Origin of the sequence: Anaerolentibacter hominis (assembly GCF_032380675.1) — a bacterium.
GTDB classification, from domain to species: Bacteria; Bacillota; Clostridia; order Lachnospirales; family Lachnospiraceae; genus Anaerolentibacter; species Anaerolentibacter hominis.
Genome location: NZ_JAWDIX010000001.1, coordinates 102,689 through 123,426 on the forward strand (window position 1 = coordinate 102,689; position 20,738 = coordinate 123,426).

Annotated in this window: 23 protein-coding genes; 12 read left to right on the forward strand and 11 right to left on the reverse strand. The window is 46.9% G+C overall.

Annotation, left to right across the window (positions count from 1 at the left end; translation table 11 throughout):
• The first annotated feature begins 9 nt into the window (after positions 1-9).
• The 6 genes from ABCW47_RS00370 to ABCW47_RS00395 are packed head-to-tail and all read left to right on the forward strand — an operon-like array spanning position 10 to position 4,826.
• Complete coding sequence (locus ABCW47_RS00370) at positions 10-1,128, forward strand: aminopeptidase (protein WP_343207878.1); 1,119 nt, start codon at positions 10-12, stop codon at positions 1,126-1,128.
• Positions 1,129-1,154: 26 nt separating this feature from the next.
• Positions 1,155-2,321 (forward strand): phosphopentomutase, encoded by a 1,167-nt coding sequence (locus tag ABCW47_RS00375; protein WP_343207879.1) that lies wholly within the window; start codon positions 1,155-1,157, stop codon positions 2,319-2,321.
• A gap of 15 nt (positions 2,322-2,336) precedes the next feature.
• On the forward strand, positions 2,337-3,047 hold the full coding sequence (deoD, locus tag ABCW47_RS00380) for a purine-nucleoside phosphorylase (RefSeq protein WP_343207880.1): 711 nt from the start codon (positions 2,337-2,339) through the stop codon (positions 3,045-3,047).
• A 28-nt stretch (positions 3,048-3,075) separates the two neighbouring features.
• On the forward strand, positions 3,076-3,741 hold the full coding sequence (locus ABCW47_RS00385; protein ID WP_343207881.1) for an HAD family hydrolase: 666 nt from the start codon (positions 3,076-3,078) through the stop codon (positions 3,739-3,741).
• 23 nt (positions 3,742-3,764) lie between these two features.
• Positions 3,765-4,211 (forward strand): cytidine deaminase, encoded by a 447-nt coding sequence (locus ABCW47_RS00390; RefSeq protein ID WP_343209564.1) that lies wholly within the window; start codon positions 3,765-3,767, stop codon positions 4,209-4,211.
• Between the two features lie 21 nt (positions 4,212-4,232).
• The gene (locus tag ABCW47_RS00395) at positions 4,233-4,826 is read left to right on the forward strand and encodes a nitroreductase family protein (RefSeq protein ID WP_343207882.1); all 594 of its coding nucleotides are present in this window, start codon (positions 4,233-4,235) and stop codon (positions 4,824-4,826) included.
• Positions 4,827-4,927: 101 nt separating this feature from the next.
• On the opposite strand, the gene ABCW47_RS00400 is transcribed toward ABCW47_RS00395, so the two are convergent.
• Both ABCW47_RS00400 and ABCW47_RS00405 read right to left on the reverse strand, forming a co-directional pair.
• Positions 4,928-6,184 (reverse strand): MFS transporter, encoded by a 1,257-nt coding sequence (locus ABCW47_RS00400; protein WP_343207883.1) that lies wholly within the window; start codon positions 6,182-6,184, stop codon positions 4,928-4,930.
• Entirely contained in the window at positions 6,181-7,443 is a 1,263-nt protein-coding gene (locus tag ABCW47_RS00405; RefSeq protein WP_343207884.1) for an MFS transporter, read from the reverse strand. Before ABCW47_RS00405 ends, ABCW47_RS00400 begins: the two co-directional genes overlap by 4 nt.
• Before the next feature lie 310 nt (positions 7,444-7,753).
• Here ABCW47_RS00405 and ABCW47_RS00410 point away from each other — a divergent pair, with 310 nt between their 5' ends.
• On the forward strand, positions 7,754-8,539 hold the full coding sequence (locus tag ABCW47_RS00410) for an alpha/beta hydrolase (RefSeq protein ID WP_343207885.1): 786 nt from the start codon (positions 7,754-7,756) through the stop codon (positions 8,537-8,539).
• Between the two features lie 119 nt (positions 8,540-8,658).
• On the opposite strand, the gene ABCW47_RS00415 is transcribed toward ABCW47_RS00410, so the two are convergent.
• Both ABCW47_RS00415 and ABCW47_RS00420 read right to left on the reverse strand, forming a co-directional pair.
• Positions 8,659-9,225 (reverse strand): DUF6691 family protein, encoded by a 567-nt coding sequence (locus ABCW47_RS00415; RefSeq protein WP_343207886.1) that lies wholly within the window; start codon positions 9,223-9,225, stop codon positions 8,659-8,661.
• Between the two features lie 20 nt (positions 9,226-9,245).
• Positions 9,246-9,815 (reverse strand): YeeE/YedE thiosulfate transporter family protein, encoded by a 570-nt coding sequence (locus ABCW47_RS00420; protein ID WP_343207887.1) that lies wholly within the window; start codon positions 9,813-9,815, stop codon positions 9,246-9,248.
• Positions 9,816-10,082: 267 nt separating this feature from the next.
• Here ABCW47_RS00420 and ABCW47_RS00425 point away from each other — a divergent pair, with 267 nt between their 5' ends.
• A complete protein-coding gene (locus ABCW47_RS00425) occupies positions 10,083-10,634 on the forward strand; it encodes a helix-turn-helix domain-containing protein (protein ID WP_343207888.1) in 552 nt (183 codons plus the stop codon).
• Between the two features lie 93 nt (positions 10,635-10,727).
• Here ABCW47_RS00425 and ABCW47_RS00430 read toward each other — a convergent pair whose 3' ends face one another.
• A complete protein-coding gene (locus ABCW47_RS00430) occupies positions 10,728-11,387 on the reverse strand; it encodes a phosphatase PAP2 family protein (RefSeq protein ID WP_343207889.1) in 660 nt (219 codons plus the stop codon).
• Positions 11,388-11,695: 308 nt separating this feature from the next.
• Between ABCW47_RS00430 and ABCW47_RS00435 the strand changes: the two genes are divergently transcribed.
• On the forward strand, positions 11,696-12,643 hold the full coding sequence (locus ABCW47_RS00435; RefSeq protein ID WP_343207890.1) for a hypothetical protein: 948 nt from the start codon (positions 11,696-11,698) through the stop codon (positions 12,641-12,643).
• Positions 12,644-12,707: 64 nt separating this feature from the next.
• Here the strand turns inward: ABCW47_RS00435 and ABCW47_RS00440 are convergent, their stop codons facing one another.
• Positions 12,708-13,184, reverse strand: a complete 477-nt coding sequence (locus ABCW47_RS00440; RefSeq protein ID WP_343207891.1) for a hypothetical protein — start codon at positions 13,182-13,184, stop codon at positions 12,708-12,710.
• A 163-nt stretch (positions 13,185-13,347) separates the two neighbouring features.
• Here ABCW47_RS00440 and ABCW47_RS00445 point away from each other — a divergent pair, with 163 nt between their 5' ends.
• Positions 13,348-13,923, forward strand: coding sequence for an HdeD family acid-resistance protein (locus tag ABCW47_RS00445; protein ID WP_343207892.1), 576 nt, complete (start codon positions 13,348-13,350; stop codon positions 13,921-13,923).
• Between the two features lie 58 nt (positions 13,924-13,981).
• Here the strand turns inward: ABCW47_RS00445 and ABCW47_RS00450 are convergent, their stop codons facing one another.
• Genes ABCW47_RS00450 through ABCW47_RS00470 form a run of 5 tightly spaced genes read right to left on the reverse strand, consistent with a single transcriptional unit; the run spans position 13,982 to position 19,006 of the window.
• Positions 13,982-15,733 carry an NADH-dependent [FeFe] hydrogenase, group A6 gene (locus tag ABCW47_RS00450; RefSeq protein ID WP_343207893.1) on the reverse strand — a complete coding sequence of 584 codons (1,752 nt, stop codon included), beginning with the start codon at positions 15,731-15,733 and terminating at the stop codon, positions 13,982-13,984.
• Between the two features lie 10 nt (positions 15,734-15,743).
• Complete coding sequence (locus ABCW47_RS00455) at positions 15,744-17,534, reverse strand: NADH-ubiquinone oxidoreductase-F iron-sulfur binding region domain-containing protein (RefSeq protein ID WP_343207894.1); 1,791 nt, start codon at positions 17,532-17,534, stop codon at positions 15,744-15,746.
• A 15-nt stretch (positions 17,535-17,549) separates the two neighbouring features.
• The gene (locus ABCW47_RS00460) at positions 17,550-17,930 is read right to left on the reverse strand and encodes a (2Fe-2S) ferredoxin domain-containing protein (protein WP_343207895.1); all 381 of its coding nucleotides are present in this window, start codon (positions 17,928-17,930) and stop codon (positions 17,550-17,552) included.
• Between the two features lie 19 nt (positions 17,931-17,949).
• A complete protein-coding gene (locus ABCW47_RS00465; protein WP_343207896.1) occupies positions 17,950-18,510 on the reverse strand; it encodes an ATP-binding protein in 561 nt (186 codons plus the stop codon).
• Positions 18,511-18,514: 4 nt separating this feature from the next.
• On the reverse strand, positions 18,515-19,006 hold the full coding sequence (locus ABCW47_RS00470) for an NADH-quinone oxidoreductase subunit NuoE family protein (protein ID WP_343207897.1): 492 nt from the start codon (positions 19,004-19,006) through the stop codon (positions 18,515-18,517).
• A 723-nt stretch (positions 19,007-19,729) separates the two neighbouring features.
• Here ABCW47_RS00470 and ABCW47_RS00475 point away from each other — a divergent pair.
• Both ABCW47_RS00475 and ABCW47_RS00480 read left to right on the forward strand, forming a co-directional pair.
• The gene (locus ABCW47_RS00475) at positions 19,730-20,083 is read left to right on the forward strand and encodes a DRTGG domain-containing protein (protein WP_343207898.1); all 354 of its coding nucleotides are present in this window, start codon (positions 19,730-19,732) and stop codon (positions 20,081-20,083) included.
• The gene (locus ABCW47_RS00480; protein WP_343207899.1) at positions 20,076-20,498 is read left to right on the forward strand and encodes an ATP-binding protein; all 423 of its coding nucleotides are present in this window, start codon (positions 20,076-20,078) and stop codon (positions 20,496-20,498) included. The genes ABCW47_RS00475 and ABCW47_RS00480 overlap by 8 nt, the downstream gene beginning before the upstream one ends.
• The last annotated feature ends 240 nt before the right edge of the window (positions 20,499-20,738 follow it).

Consider the following 20,738-nt stretch of genomic DNA (forward strand, 5'->3'; position numbering starts at 1 on the left):
GAGGAACGTATGGACGAGAGAATCAAACTACTGGCGAAAAACCTGACAGGTTATTCCATGAAGGTAAAGCCGGGTGACAAGGTATATATCAATTACACGGGAGCCAGCACCGCAGAACTGGCGAGGGCTGTGATCAAGGAGGTCTACGCGGCCGGCGGCCTGCCCTTTGCCCACTATATTGATCCTGCGGTGGAGCGGGAGATACTTCTGGGATGTACAGAGGAACAGATTCGCCTGATGGGAGAGCTTGCATCCCGGGAGATGGAGCAGATGGACTGTTATGTGGGGATACGCGGGACGGACAATGTGTCAGAGTATGCCGATGTCCCCTCCGGAAAAATGGAGCTATACAGCAGGTACTTCAACAAACCGGTGCATACGGACCGGAGGGTTAAGAATACCAGATGGGTAGTGTTACGGTATCCGAATTATTCGATGGCTCAGCTGTCCAATACCAGCCTGGAGGCCTTTGAGGATTTCTATTTTCAGGTCTGTAACCTGGATTATTCTAAAATGGCGGAAGCGATGAAGCATCTGGTACGCATTCTGGAACAGACTGACCGCGTGCATTTGAAAGGACAGGGAACGGATCTGAGCTTTTCGATCAGGGGAATACCGGCGGTGGCCTGTGCAGGGGAGATGAATATTCCGGACGGGGAAGTATTTACCGCGCCGGTGAGAGATTCGGTCAATGGGACGATCAGCTACAATACACCGGCGGTCTACCAGGGTTTTACCTTTGAAAATATTTCTTTTACCTTTGAAAACGGCAAGATTGTAGATGCCAGAGCCAACGATACTAAGAGGCTGAATCAGATCCTGGACACGGATGAAGGGTCCCGTTATATCGGGGAATTTGCCATAGGAGTAAATCCATATGTGACGAAGCCGATGAAAGATACACTGTTTGATGAAAAGATAATGGGTTCGATCCATCTGACTCCGGGTTCCTGCTACGAGGGGGAAGCAGACAATGGAAATCATTCTGCAATCCACTGGGATCTGGTTTATATTCAGACTCCGGAGTACGGCGGCGGTGAGATCTATTTTGATGATGTACTGGTGAGAAAAGACGGAATGTTTGTTATTCCTGAACTGACGGCGCTGAATCCGGAAAACCTGAGGTAACGATATAAGGAAGGACGTGAGAACGTTTGCAAAATAAAAAAAGAGTTATTTTAATCGTCCTGGACAGCTTTGGCATCGGGGAGATGCCGGATGCAGGAAACTATGGGGATGAGGGCAGCCATACCCTGAATGCTGTGCGCAGGAGTCCGTCTTTATCGATTCCCAACCTGGAAGAGATGGGGCTGTTGGCCATTGACGGACAGGAACAGGCTGGGAAGGCGGCAAAAGGTGCCTTTGCCAGAATGAAAGAACAATCTGCCGGAAAAGATACTACAACCGGTCACTGGGAAATCGCCGGTTTGATCTCTCATAAGGCTTTTCCAACCTTTCCGGAAGGATTTCCGGCAGAGTTGCTTGAGCAGCTTGCCAATGAGACCGGAAGAGGCATCCTGTGCAATAAGCCGTATTCCGGCACAGATGTAATCCGGGACTATGGGGAGGAACACGTCCGGACCGGGAAACTGATTGTTTATACCTCCGCTGACAGTGTGCTTCAAATTGCGGCCCATGAGGATGTGGTGCCGGTGGAAGAGTTATACCGGTACTGCGAAATAGCAAGAAGGCTCTGTACGGGACCTTATGGTGTCGGCAGGGTGATTGCCCGCCCCTTCATCGGGGAGCCCGGGAACTTTACCAGAACCACAAGACGGCATGACTTTTCCCTATCTCCGGGAAAACCCACAGCGCTTAATGTGCTGAGCGAAGCCGGACTGGATGTAATATCCGTGGGGAAGATCTATGATATATTTGCGGGCAGCGGAATAACAGAGTATGTGAGGACGGCCGGCAATACGGAGGGGATTGAGCGGACGCTGGAATATATGGATCAAGACTTTAACGGCCTGCTGTTTACCAATCTGGTGGATTTTGATATGCTGTACGGCCATCGGAATGACGTGGAGGGCTATGCAAAGGCACTGACGAATTTTGATGGTTTTCTGCCGGAGATCAGGAAAAGGATGAGGCCGGATGATATTTTGATGATCACGGCAGATCACGGCTGCGACCCAAGCACACCGTCTACGGACCATTCCAGGGAGTATACACCTCTTCTTATGGCAGGCGAACGGGTGAAAGATATCAATCTGGGAACCCGGGAGTCCTTCGCCGATATCGGCAGGACGATTGCCGACTATTTTGAGGTGGGCAGTCAGCTGGACGGAAAATCATTTCTGGAAGAGATAGAACAATAAAAGGAGGAACAGATTATGGCAATGACACCTACCCCGCACAACGAGGCGGTCAGCGGCAGCATCGCAAAGACGGTATTAATGCCGGGGGACCCTCTGCGTGCAAAGTTTATCGCAGAACAGTACCTGGAACATGTAACGTGCTTTAACAGTGTGCGAAATATGCTTGGATTTACCGGAACCTATCACGGCAAAGAAATATCCGTCATGGGAAGCGGCATGGGGATGCCGTCCATCGGGATTTACTCCTATGAGCTGTTCCACTTTTATGATGTGGATGCGATTATAAGAATCGGCTCTGCGGGGGGAATTGCGGATGATGTAAAGGTGCACGACCTGGTCATCGGCATGGGAGCCTGCACGAACTCAAACTATGCCCTGCAGTACCGCCTGCCGGGGACCTTTGCCCCGATCGCGGACTACGGTCTGCTTCGCCGGGCCGTGGAGGAAGCAGAGGCTAGAAACCTGACCGTAAAGGTGGGGAATCTGCTCTCATCCGACACATTTTATGATGATAATAAGGAAGCCAATGAAGCCTGGAAACGAATGAATGTATTGGCGGTGGAGATGGAAGCGGCGGCACTTTATATGAACGCGGCCAGAGCAGGGAAAAAGGCGCTCTGCATTGCGACGATTTCCGACCATGTATTTACAGGGGAGGCGCTTTCCTCCAAAGAACGGCAGGAGGGCTTCCGGGACATGATGGAAGTGGCGCTGGAACTGGCATAGCAGAGGGATGGAGAGGCTTGGTAAACGGATGATAAAAGCGGTAGCTATGGATATGGACGGCCTGATGTTTGATACGGAGGCGCTTGCGCTGGAGGGCTGGAAACATGTAGGAGAACAGCTGGGGATAGACATACCGGAGAGTTTGATTATGGAGATGGTAGGTCTGGACGTGGATCAGTCCGCGGCGGCCTGCGAACGGCATTACGGCTGTCGGGTTGATTTTGACAGCTGGCGCAAAATGCGCATCCGCTGGGTATGGGACTATATCGAAGCAAATGGGATGCCGGTGAAGCCTGGCCTTATGGAACTTCTCGGGTATCTGAAGGAGCGCGGTTATCTGAGTATTGTGGCGACTTCAAGTCATCGGTACGCGGTGGATTTTTACTTTGAGAAGGCGGGGCTGACAGACTATTTCGATCAGATTGTAAGTGCGGAGGCTGTACGCCTGAGAAAACCGGACCCGGCTATTTATCGGAAAGCAAGCGAAATGCTGGGAGTAAGGCCGGAGCAGTGTATGGCGCTGGAAGATTCTCCTGTGGGGATTCTGGCGGCCTGCCGGGCAGGAATGAAGCCGGTTATGATTCCTGATCTGATCCGGCCGGATAAGGAGACAGAGAAATTGCTGTATGCCTGTGTGAATGATTTAACGGAGGTGATACCTCTGCTGGAACGGGACAGACAGAGCCATGGCTGATTGTATAAAGGAGAGTGGAAACGATAGAAGAAGTAAATGTAAAAGTATTGATTGCGGAGGCCTATGAGGCCGTTAAAAAAGCATATGCGCCCTACTCGCATTTCTGTGTGGGAGCTGCCCTGCAGGGCAGCAATGGCAGAATCTATCATGGATGTAATATAGAAAATGCTTCGTTTGGAGCGACAAACTGCGCAGAGCGGACTGCTATTTTTAAAGCAGTTTCTGTTGGAGTCACGGATCTGAAGGCCATAGCCATCGTGGGCGGGCCGGAGGAAAAAATAAACGGGTCGGAGAATCCGGTTCTGGAGTACTGTGCGCCCTGCGGAATCTGCCGCCAGGTTATGATGGAATTCTGTAACCCGGATACCTTTCAGATTATCCTGATCAAATCGCCGGAAGAATACAGGATCTTCACCTTAAGGGACCTTCTGCCGGAGGGTTTTGGACCGGGCAACCTGAAATCGGAATAACAGTCGGAGGGAGGCTGGAAGTTGGAAGAAAACAGAGTACTGGAAACCATAAAGAAACGCCGGAGCGTGCGGCAGTATAAGCCGGATCAGGTAGCGGAGGATGAATTGCAGGCGGTGCTGGAAGCGGGGCGCTGTGCACCCAGCGGAGGGAATAATCAGACCAGCCACATTCTTGTGATTCAGAACAAAGAGGTATTAGAAGAACTAAAAGAACTTGCCCGGCTGGAATTTGCCAAAATGGAAATACAGGAGGGAATGTATAAAAGCCTTCGTTCCACCATCCTAAAGTCCAGAAGAGAAGGATATGATTTTACATATGGAGCGCCGACTCTGATAGTGCTTGCCAACCGAAAGGGATACGGCAACGCTATGGCGGACTGTACGGTGGCCCTGGAGAACATGATGATAGCGGCGGTTTCCCTGGGCCTTGGAAGCTGCTATATTAATCAGCCTCACTGGCTGGATGAGAACCTGAGTGTCCGCGCGTTCTTTCTTCACCTGGGCATGAAGGAAGACGAGACAATCTGCTGCGCGCTTGCCCTGGGATATCCCAGACAGAAGGGCGGGATGCCGGAGCTTCTTCGAACCGGAAATCCGGTGACTTATATAAAATGACAGTGCAGCAAATAAAAACAGCGTCACAATATGCGGCGCTGTTTTTTTGTTAAGACCGCCTTGCGGCAGTGAAACTGTTATGTCAACCGTTTGTATTTCATTTAATAGTGCTGCAGCGGTGTCTTTTCATTGGTTGTTACGAGGAAAATAGCAACACCGATGGCAGTACAGATAATACAGAAATAAAAGACTGCATTCATACCGAAAGCGTCCAGGATAAAGCCTCCGCCCAGATTACCGATCACATTCGATACACTCACCATCGCCACGTTGAGGAGCGCCTGGCCCTTCACCTTGTCGCTGCCCTTCATAAGGCAGTTACAGTAATAGGTTACCGCAGGGATAAACAGGGCAAAGGAAAGCATCTGGAAACACTGGGCAAAATAGACCATGCCCACGCTGGATGCCTGATAGGTAAGAATTGCCTTGATCAGGAAGAAGAAGGCGGAAATCTTTAACAGCAGCCCGCAGTTAACCCGGCGCAGAAACACATTGGAAAAGGCCATAACCGGCAATTCCAGAACGGCCGCAATACCCACTGCCATGCCGAGGTGAGAACTGTCGCCGCCCACCCGTTCGATGATGGAGATCAGATACGTGTTAAGCGTCTGATGACTTGCTTTTAAGATAGCGATACCGATCAGCAGAAAACAGAACATTTTATAGTCCCGGAAGAACTGGAGAATACTTTTTTTATCCCCGCCGGGTGTTACTTTTACGGAAGTCTCCCTCTCCGAATTACCCGGCATATGGAACATCAGCTTCTTGCCGGAGTGGATGTGCTTAAATGCCGGATGAAACGAGATGGTAACGGCAATCAGAAGTATGAAACCGAAGATGAAAACCGGAAGAGTCACTTCCGGGCTGGTAACGGCAATCACATAACCCATACCTGCGGACATGAATGCACAGGCGGCGCTTCCGATCCCTCTTGCAAGGCCGAAGTTTACGTCGATGCCGTGGTTGATATAGGTATAGCCCATCGCCGTGATAAATGGCTGTATCGTATAGAGAAGGCAGAGCAGTATACAGTATAATATTCCGGCCGTCAGAATATGGCGGGGCAGAATGAGCACCAGCGCTACTATGGCGATAGAAATAACCGCGATGGAGACGACTACCGTGTGAGCGGTAATCTTCTCTGAACGGTCCACCAGAGCGCCCAGATAAGACTGGAGAAGAATGGATAATACAGCAGCTATGGATATGACGATACCCACCTCGGAACTGTTAAATCCACGGCTTTTCAGGAAAACGGTCACAAAGCTGAAGATACAGACGTGAGAGCACCAGTAAATCGCCTGGACAAAGGAATAGTGAAGTGTCAGCTGTTTGGCAAGTCTGCGGAATGTGTTCATGCTGCCGCCATCCTTTCTTTGCGCTCTACCTTTTTCGTGATATACCAGGTGAGTATAAACCCGGCGGCCGCAATTGCCACACATATGATAAGCAGCACCTTAACGCCCAGTGTATCTATAATCTGCCCACCGAACAAACTGCCAAGGGTGGTGCTTAAACCGACTGTGGATGCACTCAGCAGAGCCTGCGCCTTCACCTTGTCGCCTGAATCCACCAGAATATTCGCAAAGTGAGTGGAGGCTGGCAGGAATACGGCAAAGCTTCCTGTCTGCATAATGGCGGCTAAATAGATCATTCCGGGGTTTAGGGCAATCAGCATACCAGCCGCCTTCAGAATGTAAAATATACCGGAAAAGCGAAGCAGCTTTGTGCAGGAGAACTTCTTCATGATGACAGTAAAGAACATCATAACCGGAAGCTCACAGGCGGCAGCAATCGCCAGCGTATTTCCTACGGTTGAGCTGTTTCCGCCTACATTTTCCGCAATGTTATATAAATATGTATTAATGCATTGATAAGCAGTCATCAGCAGGCAGCTGGCGATCAGGAATATGGTAAAATCTTTGTTCCGTTTCAGCAAAGCGAAGGAACCGGAGCCTGTCTGATCCAAAGAATTATCACTGAGCTGCTGATATATAGTATTAAAGCGGATCTTTATTTTTTTACGTGAGTGCAGGTGCTTGGGTGAAATGGAGAAAAACAGCACCAGTATCAGAAGTATGGTAAACATCAGTATCAGAATCGGCATAATGCACTGAGAACCCCAGTCTACGATCAGATATCCCAGGATGGTGGAAGTACCGGCACAGCAGATGGAACCGATCCCTCTTGCCAGGCCGAAATTAACATCAATTCCATGGTTAATATATTCATAGGAGAGAGACGTTAAAAACGACTGCAGTGAATAGAGCAGAGCAGTCAGCATCATAAAGAGTGTAAATATAATTGAAATCACATTGCCTGGATAAATCATAGTAAGAACAGCAAAGACCAGAGATGCAAAAATAAGACCGCCCGTCAGAAAACGCAGCGGCAGACGCTTGGAACGGTCTGCGACAGCCCCAAAGACAGCCTGGAAGATAATAGAGAGAATAGAGGCGGCAGCCACCAAAACCCCAATCAGGGAATAGGAAAATCCCCGGTCGGATAGATAGACGGTGGTAAAACCTCGAATACACATAAATCCCATCCAGAAAGTAGCCTGAATGAAAGAATAGTGAACAGTAAGTTGCCTGGCTAATTTCGTCGTTTGTTTCATAAATTGTATGCCCCCATGTCCCATCCCTGTTGAAAACCGCCGGTATAAAAACCGGCTGCGTTTGGTGTTAAATCCTTGTTAAAACCCACATGTGTTATTTTAGTATAGTTTAGCTGGAAATACAAGAAGAACCCTTAAGAAAATATGCTTATTTCCAGAAAAATATTAAACTGTTTGCTGAGTATATTCAACATCTGGAATATGACTGACAGAGCAGAAACCAAGAGGTAAATTGTCCTGAAAATATTGTGCGGAAACCAATAATCAAGTATACTATATAGTATTAGAATAATTGGAGTGGAGGTTAAATATGATACAATTTAATGTAATTATGAAATCGGCAGCTCTTCAGACCAGAGTCCATGTGAATGTGCTGCTTCCGGAAGTTTTTGATACCCACCGGTTCGGTGAGCTGATGCCGCTCTATCCGTTTGATACGAAATTTAAGACACTGTACCTGCTTCACGGGGCATATGACGATTCTACCTGCTGGATCAGACGTACGAACATTGAAAAAATTGCGGATGAGAAGGGATTTGCCGTCGTTATGCCTGAGGTGGGGAACAGTTTTTACTGCGATATGGTACACGGCCCCAACTGGTATACTTTTATGACAGAAGAACTGCCGCAGGCAATGCGCAGGAACTTCCCTCTCTCCGACAGGAAAGAGGACAACTTTATGGCCGGCCTTTCTATGGGCGGCTATGGAACTATGATGATTTCTCTGAATCATCCGGAGCGTTTTCAGGCAGTTGCCAGCATGTCAGGCGCTCTGAATATGGCAAGGCAGATCACGGATCTGGAGCAGAGGATTCCGGTGAATGATATCTGGGGATCTATAGAAAACTATAAGGGAAGTCAGTATGATATCATACATATGCTTGAGAAAGCGAAGAATGAGGGAGTTGATCTGCCCAGGATGTTCCAGGTGGTAGGCACCGAGGACTTCCTGTATGACCAGAACATGGACTTTAAGCACACCTGTGAAAAACTGGGGATTCCGGTTCACTATGAGGAACTTCCGGGCGGTCATGACTGGGCGATATGGAGAAAATATCTGCCGATCATCGTAGACTGGATGTTTGACGAGAAATAATTGAATGATGAAAGGGTATCGGGTCAATGTCTGACGCCCTTTCATAAGAATATATAATAGGAAGCGCCAGGCTGCCCGATCAGCCTGGCGCTTCTTTCTCAAGTAACTGCCTAAGGCTGTTACTGTTTTGCCTTCCTTGCATTTGCAGGCAGGAGCACTGCAAGAGTCATAAAGAGCACACCGGTAATCAGCAGTCCGCTGAAACCGAGACCAAGAAGCGCAGGGTATTTTTCCGACAGAGTGAATAGCGTCATCTTTCCGAGATCCATTGTCCCAAAGAGACCAAGTGACTTCCAAAAGCCGTAAGTTATGCTGAAGGTGAACGCCCCCGCCAGACCACCCAGCACAGTGATAAGTGCCTTGCGGATACCACCGCCGCCGGAAGCGGCTACACAGGTGCCGGGGCAGGAGCCGATCCAGCCGAAGCCGACTCCGAATATCAGCCCGCCTGCAAGCACACCCAGGTTCGCTGTCTTAATGCTTAGATGGGAGAGATCAAAGATCCCCAGTGCATTTGCAGCAAAGAGCAGAACGCTGGACAGTCCAATAGCAAAGAGAATAATTTTCATAAGTGAAAGATCCCGCAGCCTTAACATAGACACAAGCTTTACAGGATGGGATGCCCCTGTAAGATAGAGAGCAAAGCCAAACAGACTGCCTAATATAATTGCCAGTATAATATTCATATTTACCTCCTTATATCCTCCTATGATTGCTTTCTGTGAACCAGAATAGCCGTCGGTATCGCCGCTGCAAAGACAGCGGCGGCAAATAAATAGCCGCTGACGCTGCCCTGCATCATACCGCTCATCATATGACCGCTGGTACAGCCGTCAGCCATTCTCGCCCCATACAGCAGGATGAAACCGCCGATAAATGGCGGCAGATACCGCCTCCAGATACTTTTACGGACAATGGGGCATTGCTGATTTTCAGTTATTTGGCTGCCGTTTTTCTTTTTGCGCAGCAAATGTGCGGCATAAGCACCAAGCGGAATTGCCAGCACAAAGATAAAGTCGTAATTCATTGGGTTCTTTATATTTGCCGCCAGCTTCCCCTCACTTTTGTCATAGTAGGCATTCGTGCTTTTGTAACCCGACTCCCTTTGAGCATCCTCGGCAATAACCGAGGGGTCAACCGTACTGTGTATCATACCGCTGAGTACCGAAAACTGTGTGGATACGCCTACAGGTTTTACCAGCAGAACAGCGAGAAAAAATGTCAGGCCCAGCAGCGCAGCCGCACCCATCCATTTTTGTTTTCTAAACCATTTCATAAAATCAACCTCGTTTCTGTTTCATGTATTTTGCCTGCTCAGTATAACCTGAAACGCAATGAGATACTGTGACAGGATCACAAAACATAAGAGGTTAATATTCCCATTTTATAAAATGAAGTTGAGTCTGCGATAGAGACAGGATAAGTTATAAGCAGCGGTTGATCAGTTAGATGCAACTTGAAGTTGCACGATTGCAACCCTGTGTTGGTAGATATATACGAGAATGTGCAATAATATAAAAGAAAACAGAAAGGGGATATGCATATGAGTTTTGCGGATAACTTAAAACAGATCAGAAGGGATAAAGGCCTGTCCCAGGAGGATCTGGCTGAGCTTCTGGACGTGAGCCGCCAGGCAGTATCCAAGTGGGAACAGGGTATAGGATATCCGGAGGTTGAGAAACTGTTGGTACTGTCCAATCGTTTGAATATATCTCTGGATGGACTGATGGCGGCTGAAATTGCCAAAGAGACCAGCAGAGAGAATCCCGAAATAACAGGTAAACTTATTATTACATCGCCCAATGAAAATGTGATTGTAAACTGCTATAAAGTGGTTTCTTCTCAAAAAATGAAGGGAAGAAAAGATTCACCGAAATATGCCTTATTTGGCGTGAGCAGTGAGGCTTCCTCTTATTGGGGAGAGCCTACAACATTTCTGGGATGGTACGCGCAGGAGGAAGATATAGCGAATGAAATAAGCGGAATTCAAAATGCTATTTTGAAAGGAATTCCCTCTTATGAACTGAAATATAGTGTGAAGGTAGAAAGACATGGCTTAAGCATGAAGATTGTACAGGAAAAAGAATCAGAATGAAAGGATGAGAGATAGAAGAATGTTAGTGACCGAAAAAAGCAGGCGTGCGCATTATATAAATACTGCGCACGCCTGTTTTTATTATTTGCATAATTAGTTTAGCTTTTTCTGTTTCACAGCCTCAATAGCGGCAGAGTATAACATAACCAGGGCAGCTGAGAGTAGAATTCCAGCGGCAATATCAGTAGCCCAATGCACGCCCGAAATCAGCCTTCCGACTACCGTTACTGTAAGCAGCACAACCGATAGAATCTGCATCAAAACTCTTAATCCGGGTTGTTTTATTCTTCTATGGAACTGTATCATCGCGGTGCCTAAAATACATAGTACAATGAAGGTATGTGAGGAAGGATAGGACGCTTCCAATTGGCCTTCCATGAGAATAGGGCGATAATTTACAATAAAAATTTCGAAAAAAACATAGATAGCGGCAGCTGCGGCGTAAGAGGCGCCCAACAGTAAAATATCCGTATCTACTTTCGCAAAGCTTTTTCGCTTTATTAATTGCATGAGACCAAAGGCTCCGAATCCAACTGCCTCCAGCAGTGCAATCACGCTAACCCAGTCCGTAATCTTGTCCCAGATAAGATGAACCCCTATTTTCTCGTGCATAAACTGGTTCATAGATGCCAGACCTACAGACGAACTCTGAGGGCCCACCGATGCAACATCCACTTTCATAACCAGAAAGGTAAAAATCAAAAATAATAAGAACAGCAAACCTGAAATAATAAACTGCCTGCGAGCTTTCATAACAGAACCTCCATAATTATCCAGGCCTTTGTGACTGCCTGTACAAAGGATATTCTACCATATTATTTGTCAATTTAAGCACCATATTTATGAAAATTGTCTTAAGGTTCCTTAGTTGTTGCAAATTCTTTAAGCTGGAATTGGGACAAAATAACGTATTATTGCAGGAATTTTAACAAATATTAAGATATACTGAACTTGGATGCATCTTTATTGAGCCTGTGATATGATAAAAATATAGTATTGACAGCGTGTATTCGATCGTTGCCGATGCGAATACCTATGAATGAGAGATAGGAGGAAGAACAATGAAAATAAAGAGATTAGCTTTTCTGATGGCAGCCGCACTGCTGATTTTTACAACAGCGTGCAGCAAGCAGATTGATGAGCCGAAGGACGATCCCAAACAGGAGGAACCGAAGCTTCCAGACACGTCATCCGGACAGGATGACGAAGATTCGAAACCTTCCGGAGAGGATTCGGAGAAAGGGTACTACGGAACATTTAAGGTAACACAGCTGGTTCGTACCGCACCGGTATCAACCTTTGCTGCCGGAGATGAAGCAAAGTATATCGGTACTATTCTGACCTATGATAAAGGACAGTTTTCCTGGGGAGACCAAAGCCACAGTGATCCCGTTTATACAGAAACTACTGTTGCGGGGGAAGATTTTTCAAATGACTACAAGAATCAGCTGACCTTTAAAGATCTGGGCCTGAATGAATCGGAGGTCGTACATGTGTCGGCAGGAGCAGATTTTTTCGGTTCTGATTTTTATGTAAAAGATCAGGATACCTTGATTGTCAGCATGGACGGTGCTTTCTTTGAAGCGGTGCGAAGTACAGGAGGAGATTCCGACCAGCCGTCTAAGGAACCGGTAGAAAGAGCAAAACTATATGAAGGTATTTATTTTGACGACGATGTCTATCGATATGCAAGCGGGGAGGAAGAGCCGCCGGAGTATTTTTATCAGATCAGCATTGCAAATGTGACAGATACTTCGTTTGACTTTATCGTCTATAAGTATTACGAAGCCACCGATAAAGAGGAGAAGGTATTAGATAAGAATACTGCCGTTATGAGCGAGGATGGGACTAAGGCAGTATGTGAAAGCGGAGATAAAACCATTACGTTTACCTTCCCGGATAACCATAATGCCTATCCGGATGTGACAGATTTGGAAGTGACCGGGATTGATTTTCTGAAGGGTAAGACCTTTGTAAACAATAATATTCCGGGGCATGAATTTGGATGATCCAGAAACAATTGAGAGATGATAGGCTGGAAGATTTCTTTCAGCCTATTATTCTGTTGTAAAATCAGAGCACACCTGTCTCTTTGGCATGATTCATATGGATTCCGATGTGGCCTATACCCAGAATCAGAGTACTGATTAACATCCAGATTACGTTGCCGTAGATTCCCAGCAGAAGGAATGCTGCAATGGGGAGCAAGGCAAGAGGAACCGGGATGCCCGCCATCCGCCGGTAGAAATTAGCCATAGTGGGCTGACGGAAGTACCGTACCCAGCAATATTCATATAGCAGCATTATCAAAAACGATATAAAGAGCCATACATTGCGCCAGCCCGCGGACGGGTTTATGTTAAAGTCGGAAAAGATAAGGGCGCAGCAGGTGGTCAGAACCTGCCCGGTCTGTTCTAAGATTCCCAGTATCCGGTTTTCACCTTTGGACGTATAGCCCTCCGGCTTTCTGCGGCTCCAAAGCATATTGGGAAGAAACAGCATCAGCAGATAGATCAGTCCCACATATGAAAAGCCAAAATGTCCAAGCATAATGAATTTCTCCTTTTAGAACGGGATAAGACTAACATTATCATAAACCATACAGCCAATCGCTGCAAGGAAATAGAAGAGTTTGAGAGACTTAGCTATTGATTTGGCGGAAAATGTGATAAAATAGTCTATAGTTGGAAAACAAAGGAAAGAAGGGAAGAAATTGGAGATTCTGAAAACGTTTAAGAAAAATTATGTGGTCGTCGCGGTTCTTTATATGCTGTTTGGACTTGTACTTCTGATCTGGCCTGAGATGTCTCTGATGACGATCTGCTACAGCTTTGGCGTGATCACCATTGTGTTTGGCATCGTGCGTCTGATCGGTTATTTTGTGAAGGATAGTTTTGTGTCTGCATTTCGGTATGATCTGGTGATCGGGGTGCTGGCTGTGGCAGCAGGTATTTTCATTTTGATCAAGCCGGATTTTATCGCCTCCATCCTGCCGGTAGTGCTGGGAATCTTCATTATCGTAAGCAGTATGATTAAACTGCAGAATGCACTGGACTTAAAACGGTTTCACTACGATAACTGGTGGGTTGTAGTAATTTTCGCAGTGCTGACTACGGTGCTCGGCATCATTATTATTGTAAATCCTTTTGAAGCCGCCAAGATGGCGATGATGTTTGTGGGCGTTGCGCTGGCTGTAGATGGTGTCTTGAGCCTGATAAGTCTGCTGTGGGTATCCAGGCAGATTAAAAAGCTGAAAGAGAATACGGAAATCATAGAGATGGAAGATTAAAAGTAACTTTGCTTAAAATAAAAGGCGTCCGGATTAATCCGGACGCCTTCTCAATGTTCTATTCGTATTTATTTACGGAACGTTTTACATAGGACGTATGAAGAAGTTCATGTGCTTTATGACTTCCGGGCTCGCCCAGGAATTCTGCATATAATTTCTTCAGGCTTTCATTCTCATGAGATTTACGTACCGGCATGCTGGCATCAGCATCATACAGAGCTTTTGCACGAAGGGCACGGATATCATTGAAGTTGCGGACACTTGCCGGAACCTGAGGCTGACCGCCGCCGTTTACACAGCCGCCAGGACAACCCATGATCTCAATAAAGTGATAATTGGCTTCACCGGATTTCACCTTCTCAAGCACCTCTCTGGCGTTTTTAAGACCGGATGCAACGGCTACGTTTACATCCATGCCGGCAACATGATAAGTAGCTTCCTTCACGCCTGCCACGCCTCTGACCTCATGGAACTCCGGATCAGGGAGAGATTCGCCGGTCAGGGTTTCCACCGCTGTTCTTAATGCCGCTTCCATAACACCGCCGGTAGCACCGAAGATCACAGCGGCACCTGTAGATTCGCCCATCGGATCATCGAATTTTTCTTCCGGAAGGGAAGTAAAGTCAAGACCTGCACGGCGGATCATATTGGCCAGCTCTCTGGTGGTCAGGGAATAATCCACATCGGGAACCCCTGCCGCATCCTCATCGTCACGGCCGATCTCAAATTTCTTAGCTGTACAAGGCATGATACTTACCATGACAATATCCTTCGCATCCCAGCCCATCTTCTGTGCATAGTAGGTTTTCGCCATTGCACCGAACATCTGATGCGGAGATTTACAGGAAGATAAGTTCTCTGTCATATCCGGGAAATAATGCTCACAATATTTGATCCATCCTGGTGAACAGGAGGTAATCATCGGCAGAACACCGCCGTTTTGTACTCTCTCGATAAATTCATGCGCCTCTTCCAGAATTGTAAGGTCGGCAGCCCAGTCGGTATCAAATACGCCGTCAAAGCCCATACGGCGCAGCGCAGCAGCCATCTGGCCCTCTACGTTGGTACCGATCGGATAACCGAATTCTTCGCCCAGGCCTGCACGTACAGCAGGAGCGGTCTGAACCAGAACATGTTTCGCAGGATCTGCAATCGCTTCGAATACTTCGCTGGTTGCGTCCTTCTCATAGATAGCGCCTACCGGACAGACAGCGATACACTGACCGCAGGATACACAGCTGGTCTCGCCAAGCCCCATCTCGAAAGCACTTGCGATATGGGTATTAAATCCACGCTCATTGGGGCCGATAACTCCGATGCCCTGTACATTGGCACAGGCAGCCACACAACGTCTGCAGAGGATACATTTATTGTTGTCACGTACCATATGAACAGCGGAGGTATCCAGAGGATACTCTACATTTTCGCCCTGATAGAAAGCAGAATCTTCTACTTTTAAATCCCGGCAAAGTTTCTGCAGTTCACAGTTGCCGCTTCTCACACAGGAGAGACATTCTTTTTTATGATTGGAAAGGATCAGTTCCAGAGTTTTTCTTCTGGAGTTTAATACCTTTGGTGTGTTGGTCCATACTTCCATCCCGTCGTTGATCGGGTATACACAGGAAGCTACCAGAGTTCTGGCACCTTTAACTTCAACAACACACATACGGCAAGCGCCGATTTCATTGATATCCTTCAGATAACATAAAGTGGGGATATCGATGTGAGCCATCTTGGCGGCCTGGAGAATAGTAGAACCGGCAGGCGCGGATACATCGATACCATTTATTTTGATATTTACGTTTTCCATACTTTACCTCCTAGGCTTTTGTTATAGCACCGAATCTACATTTTTCCATACAAGCGCCGCACTTGACACATTTCTCCTGATGGATGAAATGCGGCTGTTTCACAGTACCTTCAATAGCACCGTTCGGACAGACTCTTGCACATAGTGTACAGCCCTTACATTTATCAGCATCGATGGTGAAGGACAGCAGATGTTTACAAACACCGGCCGGACACTTCTTATCTACAACATGAGCAACATATTCGTCTCTGAAATAACGGAGTGTGGAGAGTACCGGGTTCGGAGCTGTCTGGCCCAGACCGCAGAGTGCGTTCTCCTTGATATAGTAGCAGAGCTCTTCCATCTTATCCAGATCTTCCAGAGTACCCTGGCCCTTGGTAATCTTGTCTAACATCTCATAGAGACGCTTTGTACCGATACGGCAGGGAGTACATTTACCGCAGGATTCATCAACGGTGAATTCCAGGAAGAATTTCGCGATGTCAACCATACAGTTATCTTCATCCATAACGATCAGACCGCCGGAACCCATCATGGAACCGATGGAAATCAGGTTGTCGTAATCAATCGGAATATCAAAATGCTCCGCAGGGATACATCCGCCGGACGGACCGCCTGTCTGAGCTGCTTTAAATTTCTTGCCGTTAGGGATACCGCCGCCGATTTCATCGACTACTTCGCGGAGGGTTGTACCCATCGGGATTTCCACAAGACCAGTGTTGTTGATCTTGCCGCCGAGAGCAAATACCTTGGTTCCTTTGGACTTCTCGGTTCCCATGCTGGAGAACCACTCAGCGCCGTTCAGAATAATCTGAGGAATGTTGGCGTAGGTCTCAACATTATTTAAGATGGTCGGACGCTGGAACAGGCCCTTAACTGCCGGGAATGGCGGACGGGGACGAGGCTCACCGCGGTTTCCTTCAATGGAAGTCATAAGTGCTGTTTCCTCACCGCATACGAACGCGCCGGCACCCAGACGCAGATCAATATCAAAACAGAAATCAGTTCCAAATATATTCTGGCCCAGAAGACCATACTCTCTGGCCTGTTCAATCGCGATTTTCAGACGCTGTACAGCGATCGGATACTCTGCACGTACATAGATATAACCCTGTGTAGCACCAATTGCATAACCAGCGATGGTCATGGCCTCCAGGACTACATGCGGATCGCCTTCCAGAACGGAACGGTCCATGAATGCGCCCGGATCACCTTCATCGGCGTTACAGCAGACATATTTCTGAACCTGTCCTCTGTTGCCGCTGGCAAATTTCCACTTTAAACCGGTCGGGAAACCTGCGCCGCCGCGGCCTCTCAAGCCACTGTCCAGAATAAGCTGGATCACTTCGTCGGGAGTCATAGTTGTCAGAACCTTGCCAAGAGCCTCATAGCCGCCGGTTCCTATGTACTCGTCAATCACTTCCGGATTGATGACACCACAGTTGCGAAGTGCGATTCTGTGCTGTTTTTTATAGAAGGCAGTTTCATTTAAGGATTTAATTCCGTCTTCTTCAACAGTCTCATTGTATAACAGACGAGTAACAATTCTACCCTTCAATAAATGTTCTTCTACAATTTCCGGGATATCTTCCGTTTTAACCATAGAATAAAAGGCAGCTTCCGGATAAACAATCATGATGGGACCCAGAGCGCAGAGGCCATGACATCCTGTCTGAACAACAGCCACTTCGTTGGTCAGACCCTGTTTATCAATTTCTTCCTGCAGTGTCTTCATGATTTCCAGACTTCCTGAGGAAGTACATCCGGTTCCACCGCAAACCAAAACGTGTGAACGATACATATGTTTTTGTCCTCCTTAGGATTCGAGATTTGCAGAATTAATGGTATATTTATTGACAATCTGACCGCGGATCAGGTGCTGTTCCACCACTTCCTGTGCTTTCTCCGGAGTCATTTTAATATAAGTAACTTTTTCTTTGCCGGGCTCCATAACCTCGACAATCGGTTCATACTGACAAAGTCCGATGCAGCCCGTCTGGGTTACAACAACATTATCCAGCTTCTTCTCGGCAACGGCATCTGCCAGTGCGGTCAGAACCGGTCTTGCCCCGCTGGCAATACCACAGGTAGCCATACCTACAACAACTCTGGTTTTGGCCTCATTATCTTCGGAACGCATATTAACCTGTGCCTGCATTCTTTCACGTATAGCCTTAAGTTCCTCAAGACTCTTCATAGGGTTTACCTCCTTATACTCAAACGTTGACGCCCTGATCAACTTCCAGTTTATTTTCTGATAAAAATTCTTTTATGTATGCGGAAACATCCGGAGAAGAAAAGGAAATATCTTCCCCCAGAATCTCACGAAACTCCCTGGTGTCCAGCGTGAAGCTTCTGTCGTCAAACCGGTAGGTATAGACAAAATCAATTTCCGGATGCATAGTCACCATCATATGGATCGTGCCGGTCATATCTCCAAGAGGCATCCTGTCAATATGAGACAGGGTAAAAGAAGCGATCACCACAGTCCCCGCATTTAATACGGATTCAATGGAAAAGCTTCCGCCGGTGCTTTCGGCAGCCTGCTTGAAAAACGGCACTCCAAGACCTACTTTCCTGGTAGTCCGGGTGGTGAAGAACGGGTCCATGACTTTCTGTATCTGTTCCTTCGTCATCCCGCATCCATTGTCCCGTATGGTCACTGTTAATGTGTCCTCTGACGTGTCCACCGCAACGATGATTTCCACAAGATCTGCCTGTGCCCGCACCGAATTCTCCGCTACATCCAGAATATTCAGAGAGATTTCCGTCATCATAGGCTTAATATTTTGCCAGAATATCGTCGAGATCGTCTACCGTAAGCCGGCCGTAAACCTCATCATTGATCATCAAGACAGGCGCCAGGCCGCAGGCACCTACACAACGGCAGGCATCCAGAGAAAACTTGCCGTCCGGTGTACATTCACCGCTGGCAATTCCCAGCTTTTCGGAAAGCTTGTTGAAGAGATCGCCGGAACCCTTAACATAACATGCGGTACCAAGACAGACTGAAATTGTGTTTTCCCCTTTCGGATTTAACGAAAACTGGGAATAGAAAGTAGCAACACCGTAAATTTTTTCAAGCGGAACATTCAGTTCATCGGAAATCATGGTTTGAACTTCAATCGGAAGATAACCGTAAATTTCCTGCGCCTTCTGAAGGATCGGCATTAAAGAACCTTTATCGTCTTTATGCTCGGCAATCATTGCACGAAGAGCGGTTTCCTGCTCCTTCGTTCCCTGAAAAGGCAAAGATTGTTTCTTAGAATCCATTTTAAACCTCCTCAATTCCGGGATCTTACCAGGAAGACCCCCTGTGTTAGACATAAGCCCTCCCTGCCTGCTGGCAACAGCCCTTGGGCAAAGAAAGGTAACAGCTTACATAAAGCCTGTGTACAAACAACAAAACAAGACATCTCAGCATTAATTCCGAGGTGCTTATTGATCCAAGCCGCGGTAAAAACCACAAGGCTTTGTACATCCCATATGTTAAAATTATGTCAATGATATAAGATTATAGCATAGGAACAGCCAAAAATCTACAATGTTAAATATTTAACATTAATTACCTCAAAAAATACAAAATAATCTACAAGGCCGTCAGAATACAATTCTAATTGAAAAACAAAAATAGCAATGTTATACTAAGAAGTAATAAAAAATGCACACAATTTAGTGGAAATGTTACGAACGCGCCATGTAAGAATACAAAGCTGTAACTGGACGAGGAGCTCGCTCCTCAGGGACAGTTGCAGGTTTGTATTCTTAAGCGGCGAAGCCGCAAAGCGAGCAGCAGCGGAGCAGATGCGAGCTTTAACATGGCGCGGAAACAGAGAGCAGAGTTTGTATTTTTACATGGCGAAGCTGCAAAGCGAGCAGATGCGAGCTTTAACATGGCTTATTTCACTTGGGACGGGTTCATAAATAGCATAGCGAGCAAACAGAGTCTCTCCGGATCACCGGCTGGGACTCCTATATATAAAGGAGGCGGATTATATGACTGTTGGAGATATAAAAGAGATACTGGGTGCCAGCCTGATTTGCGGAGAGGAGTATTTAAATAAGGAAGTACATACGGCCTGCGGGTCCGACATGATGAGCGATGTACTGGCCTATGTAAAGGACCAGTCCGTGCTGCTAAGCGGTCTGTGCAATCCACAGGTAATACGAACGGCAGAGATGATGGATATCGTCTGTATTGTATTTGTAAGAGGAAAGAACCCGGATGACGGGATGGTTGACCTGGCAAAGGATGGGGGCATAGCCCTGATGACAACACAGCACAGGATGTTTACAGCCTGCGGTATGCTGTATGAAAAAGGACTGCGGGGAGGTACTCGTATTGGCTGATGCAATTAAACTTCACTATGAGGTATCGGGCGAAGATTTTACCCGGGCAGGGGAGGCCTCCAGTGATGTAAAGAAAAAACTCAAGCAGATGGACGTGGACCCCGATGCTGTGAGGAAGGTGGCCATTGCCATGTATGAAGGAGAAATCAACATGGTCATTCATGCGAACGGCGGGGATATTGACGTGGAGATTCGTCCGGATGAAATTATCATGATTTTAAAGGATGTTGGTCCTGGAATTGAAGATGTCGGAAAGGCAATGCAGGAGGGATATTCCACAGCACCTGATAACATCCGTTCTCTGGGATTCGGGGCTGGGATGGGCCTGCCAAACATGAAAAAATATTCGGATGATATGAAGATTGACACCGTGATCGGGACGGGAACAACGGTTACGATGAAAGTTTATATATAATGAAGAATGAAAAATGAATAGTGAAGAACGGTGAGAAAGAGTAATGAAGAATGAAAAGTGAATAGTGAAGAACGGTGAGAAAGAGTAATGAGGAATGAAAAGTGAATAGTGAAGAACGGTGAGAAAGAGTAATGAAGAATGAAAAGTGAATAGTGAAGAACGGTGAGAAAGAGTAATGAAGAATGAAAAATGAATAGTGAAGAACGATGAGAATGACAATGAAGTTTTTCGTTTTTCATC

Excerpts from the sequence above, each read along its gene's own strand:
- ABCW47_RS00370 (WP_343207878.1), top strand. The coding sequence starts at position 10 with ATGGACGAGAGAATCAAACTACTGGCGAAAAACCTGACAGGTTATTCC.
- deoD (WP_343207880.1), top strand. The coding sequence starts at position 2,337 with ATGGCAATGACACCTACCCCGCACAACGAGGCGGTCAGCGGCAGCATC.
- ABCW47_RS00385 (WP_343207881.1), top strand. The coding sequence starts at position 3,076 with ATGATAAAAGCGGTAGCTATGGATATGGACGGCCTGATGTTTGATACG.
- ABCW47_RS00400 (WP_343207883.1), bottom strand. The coding sequence starts at position 6,184 with ATGAACACATTCCGCAGACTTGCCAAACAGCTGACACTTCACTATTCC.
- ABCW47_RS00405 (WP_343207884.1), bottom strand. The coding sequence starts at position 7,443 with ATGAAACAAACGACGAAATTAGCCAGGCAACTTACTGTTCACTATTCT.
- ABCW47_RS00410 (WP_343207885.1), top strand. The coding sequence starts at position 7,754 with ATGATACAATTTAATGTAATTATGAAATCGGCAGCTCTTCAGACCAGA.
- ABCW47_RS00415 (WP_343207886.1), bottom strand. The coding sequence starts at position 9,225 with ATGAATATTATACTGGCAATTATATTAGGCAGTCTGTTTGGCTTTGCT.
- ABCW47_RS00420 (WP_343207887.1), bottom strand. The coding sequence starts at position 9,815 with ATGAAATGGTTTAGAAAACAAAAATGGATGGGTGCGGCTGCGCTGCTG.
- ABCW47_RS00425 (WP_343207888.1), top strand. The coding sequence starts at position 10,083 with ATGAGTTTTGCGGATAACTTAAAACAGATCAGAAGGGATAAAGGCCTG.
- ABCW47_RS00430 (WP_343207889.1), bottom strand. The coding sequence starts at position 11,387 with ATGAAAGCTCGCAGGCAGTTTATTATTTCAGGTTTGCTGTTCTTATTA.
- ABCW47_RS00435 (WP_343207890.1), top strand. The coding sequence starts at position 11,696 with ATGAAAATAAAGAGATTAGCTTTTCTGATGGCAGCCGCACTGCTGATT.
- ABCW47_RS00440 (WP_343207891.1), bottom strand. The coding sequence starts at position 13,184 with ATGCTTGGACATTTTGGCTTTTCATATGTGGGACTGATCTATCTGCTG.
- ABCW47_RS00450 (WP_343207893.1), bottom strand. The coding sequence starts at position 15,733 with ATGGAAAACGTAAATATCAAAATAAATGGTATCGATGTATCCGCGCCT.
- ABCW47_RS00455 (WP_343207894.1), bottom strand. The coding sequence starts at position 17,534 with ATGTATCGTTCACACGTTTTGGTTTGCGGTGGAACCGGATGTACTTCC.
- ABCW47_RS00460 (WP_343207895.1), bottom strand. The coding sequence starts at position 17,930 with ATGAAGAGTCTTGAGGAACTTAAGGCTATACGTGAAAGAATGCAGGCA.
- ABCW47_RS00465 (WP_343207896.1), bottom strand. The coding sequence starts at position 18,510 with ATGATGACGGAAATCTCTCTGAATATTCTGGATGTAGCGGAGAATTCG.
- ABCW47_RS00470 (WP_343207897.1), bottom strand. The coding sequence starts at position 19,006 with ATGGATTCTAAGAAACAATCTTTGCCTTTTCAGGGAACGAAGGAGCAG.
- ABCW47_RS00475 (WP_343207898.1), top strand. The coding sequence starts at position 19,730 with ATGACTGTTGGAGATATAAAAGAGATACTGGGTGCCAGCCTGATTTGC.